General features: G+C 50.9%; 4 protein-coding genes. All 4 read left to right on the top strand.

Features of this window, described 5'->3' with window-relative positions; translation table 11 throughout:
- A partial coding sequence (gene cdhC / locus FTO70_RS17795) for a CO dehydrogenase/CO-methylating acetyl-CoA synthase complex subunit beta (protein ID WP_255337115.1) occupies positions 1-804 on the top strand: 804 nt, incomplete at its 5' end.
- A gap of 56 nt (positions 805-860) precedes the next feature.
- Complete coding sequence (locus FTO70_RS17790; RefSeq protein ID WP_255337114.1) at positions 861-1,622, top strand: AAA family ATPase; 762 nt, start codon at positions 861-863, stop codon at positions 1,620-1,622.
- A gap of 262 nt (positions 1,623-1,884) precedes the next feature.
- Positions 1,885-3,198: a CO dehydrogenase/acetyl-CoA synthase subunit delta gene (cdhD, locus tag FTO70_RS17785; RefSeq protein ID WP_255337113.1), complete on the top strand. Its 1,314-nt coding sequence runs from the start codon at positions 1,885-1,887 to the stop codon at positions 3,196-3,198.
- A 3-nt stretch (positions 3,199-3,201) separates the two neighbouring features.
- The coding region (locus tag FTO70_RS17780) for a (Fe-S)-binding protein (protein ID WP_304364554.1) at positions 3,202-3,527 on the top strand (326 nt) is incomplete at its 3' end.

Below are 3,527 nucleotides of genomic sequence, written 5' to 3'. Positions count from 1 at the left end.
TGTGTGGTATCTCCTGACAGGGTTTCCCTCTGTGGTGCAATCAACTGGTTCGACGGCCGCGCAGCAGCAAAGGTCGACCCCGAAGGCCCGCAGTTCTCAATTGACAAGGGCGAACTCCTCGATGCAGAGAAAGGAGAATACTCCGGAGTCAACGATATTGCAAAGAAACTTTCCAGCGGAGAATTCGACAAGATCAAGCTCCACTCATTCTTTGACGCCCCGCACACATCATGCGGTTGCTTCGAAGTAGTAGGGTTCTACATTCCTGAAGTTGACGGGATCGGCTGGGTTAACAGAGAATACCAGGGAATGGCACCGAACGGGATCGGGTTCTCCACAATGGCCGGCCAGACCGGTGGTGGAAAGCAGATCGTAGGTTTCCTCGGAATTGGTGTCAACTACTTCTACTCACCAAAGTTCATCCAGGCAGATGGCGGGTGGAACAGAGTGGTCTGGCTCCCCTCCATGCTGAAGGAGAAGATTGCCGAAACCATCCCTGCGGACATTAAGGACATGATTGCTACAGAGAACGATGCCACTGACATCGAGTCCCTGAAAGCCTTCCTCCAGAGCAAGAACCACCCCGTAGTTGCCAACTGGGCAGCTGCTGAAGAGGAAGAAGAAGAGGAAGAAGAAGAGGAAGTAGCAGCAGTAGCAGCAGCCCCCATGATGATGCCTGCAGCGGGCTTCCAGATGCCTGCAATGCCGATGGTCTCTGGCGGGTCTGGCAGCGGAATAAAGCTGACATTCAAGAACGCAAAGATATCCATTGAGAAGATGATCATCAGCGAAAAAAAGAAGTAAGTGACTGACAGGCCAAATAGTGCCTTAACAGAAAAACAAATCCGAAGGGGTATTCTGTGACGAAAGTTATTGCAATAACGGGAAAAGGCGGGACAGGGAAAACAGCGGTAGCGGCTCTTTTGATCCGCTACCTTACCAAACAAGGAAAGTTTTTACTGGCAGTTGACGCGGACGCGGATACGAACCTGCCCGAAACCCTTGGATGTGAAGATGTAAAAACAATTGGGGATGCAAAGGAGTACCTGCAGGCAGAGATCACAAAACCGAGGCCGGACAACCCTGACATGAACAAGGAATCGGTGCTCAAAAGCAAGGTATATGAGATCATCGAGGAAATGCCGGGATTTGACCTACTGGTAATGGGCCGGCCCGAAGGGTCAGGCTGTTACTGCTATGTGAACAACCTGCTAAGGGGCATCATGGACAAACTGATCGTAAATTACGATGTTGTTATTATTGATGCGGAGGCAGGTCTGGAACATTTCAGCAGGAAGATAATAAGGGATATCGATGACCTGATAGTTGTAACGGACGCATCCCGCAGGGGTTTCAGGACTGCCGAAAGGATTCATGAACTTGTGGATGAACTGGATTCGAATGTTGGCGGAATACACGTTATTGCAAACAAGGTTACGGATGCAAACCGCGAGAAACTCACACAACTGGCAGGGGATCTTAAACTAGACCTGATAGGCCTGATACCCCTTGACCCGAAAATAGAGGAAATGGACATAGGGGGAATTCCCCTATTCAACATTTCAGAGAATTCGGTTGCTGTTGTGGAAATTGAAAAGATTGCAAAGAAACTGGGGTTCTAATACCCAGAAAAATTTTGAACCTGTGGACCCGGCAGAAAACCGTGACGGGCCGAAGGGGACAGGCTTCCTGTGCCCTTCAGTGTAGAGTTTCAAGCGGCATTCAAAGTCATTTCAGCATATACCGGAGGCAGGAGAATTCCTGCCTCCGGGGCCCTGTTGAGATATTCAGGGAAACTTGTTCAATAATTATCACGAAGTCTGAAGTCATTCGTAAAAAAGTCACTCGTAAAAACGGATAATTAACGGAAACGGTGAGGTTTACATGGCAAAGAAAATTAAGTTATCCGAAATAACAGACATGTTCGCGGGTATGAATGTGGAAGCCCTCGAAGGTGTAACTATAGAAGGGGACATCGAGATTGATCTCGGTGGACTCGGCGGCGGCTTTGACCCGATGCTTGCCGCAGCACTGGGACAGGAGAGTGCAGTACTCGCCCAGCATTTCGCAAGGATTGCAAGCATGTTCGGCTACCCGGTAGGCATTGGAGCCCCAGCAGCTGCTCCTGCAATTTCCCCGGCCCTTGCTGCCCCGAAACTAAAGGACCTGATCCCGGCAAAGTTCGATGTTTCTAACATCGCAGAGTGGGCCACCCAGATACAGGAAGTACCGATCGGAAACACCTCCGCAGACGGCGGAAGCCGTGGAAAGAGAGTGACACTCGGTGGAGAAAAGGCACTTCCGTTCTTCTTTGACGCACCAATGCCAAACAGGAACCAGGTAACGATCGACGTGTTCGACATGCGCATCGGCCTTGCAAAGTCGGTAAAGGAGAACTACGATGAAGTAATGGACAGCCCGGGAGAATGGGCAAAGAAGGTAGTTGACAAGTTCAACGCCGACATGGTCACAATCCACCTGATTTCAACAGACCCGCTCATTAAGGACACGCCGGCCAAGGAAGCAGCCAAGACGGTAGAAGAAGTGCTCCAGGCTGTTGACGTGCCAATCGCAATTGGTGGATCAGGCAACCCGCAGAAGGACCCGGAAGTACTGGCAAAAGCAGCAGAAGTTGCAGAAGGAGAGCGCTGTCTACTGGCATCGGCCAGCCTGAACCTGGACTACGCCAAGATCGCAGAGGCTGCATTAAAATACGACCACGACGTGCTTTCATGGACACAGCTGGACATGAACGCACAGAAGGAACTGAACAGGAAACTCATGAAGCAGTGCAACGTGCCCAGGGAAAGAATCATCATGGACCCGACCACTGCAGCACTCGGGTACGGTCTCGACTACGCGTACACAAACATGGAGCGCATCAGACTGGCAGCCCTCATGGGTGACGACGAACTGACATTCCCGATGTCCTCAGGTACCACAAACGCATGGGGTGCCCGTGAATCATGGATGGTCAGCTCCCCATTGGGACAGGACTCGGACTGGGGTCCGAGAGAATACAGAGGCCCGATCTGGGAAATTGTAACAGGGCTGTCCCTTGCACTTGCAGGGAACGATCTCTTCATGATGATGCACCCAACATCGGTTGCTGTCCTGAAGCAGATCACACAGACACTATTCGGCATAATCGAGGCAGAGCCTGTTGACATTGCCAGCTGGATCGGAGCGGAGGTGTAAAACATGAAGATAAACAGCCCATTAGAAGCCTACAAGTACCTGCCCCAGACCAACTGTGGAGAATGTGGTGAAGCTACATGTATGGCCTTTGCCTCCAAGCTGATAGACAGGTCAGGAAAGACAAAAGATTGTCCCCCCCTTATCAAGGAAAAGAAGTATGCAAAGAAGCTTGCAGAACTGGACAGGCTCCTTGCTCCTGAAATCCGGGAAGTTGTCATAGGGGTAGGCGAAAGAGCAGCAAAGATCGGTGGAGACGACGTCCTGTACCGCCACAAGCTCACATTCTTCAACAAGACAAAGATGTTCTTCGATGTTGCAGACAACATGGA

Source organism: Methanosarcina sp. KYL-1 (assembly GCF_024372725.1).
Classification (GTDB): Archaea; Halobacteriota; Methanosarcinia; order Methanosarcinales; family Methanosarcinaceae; genus Methanosarcina.
This window is presented reverse-complemented; position numbering and strand designations above follow the sequence as displayed.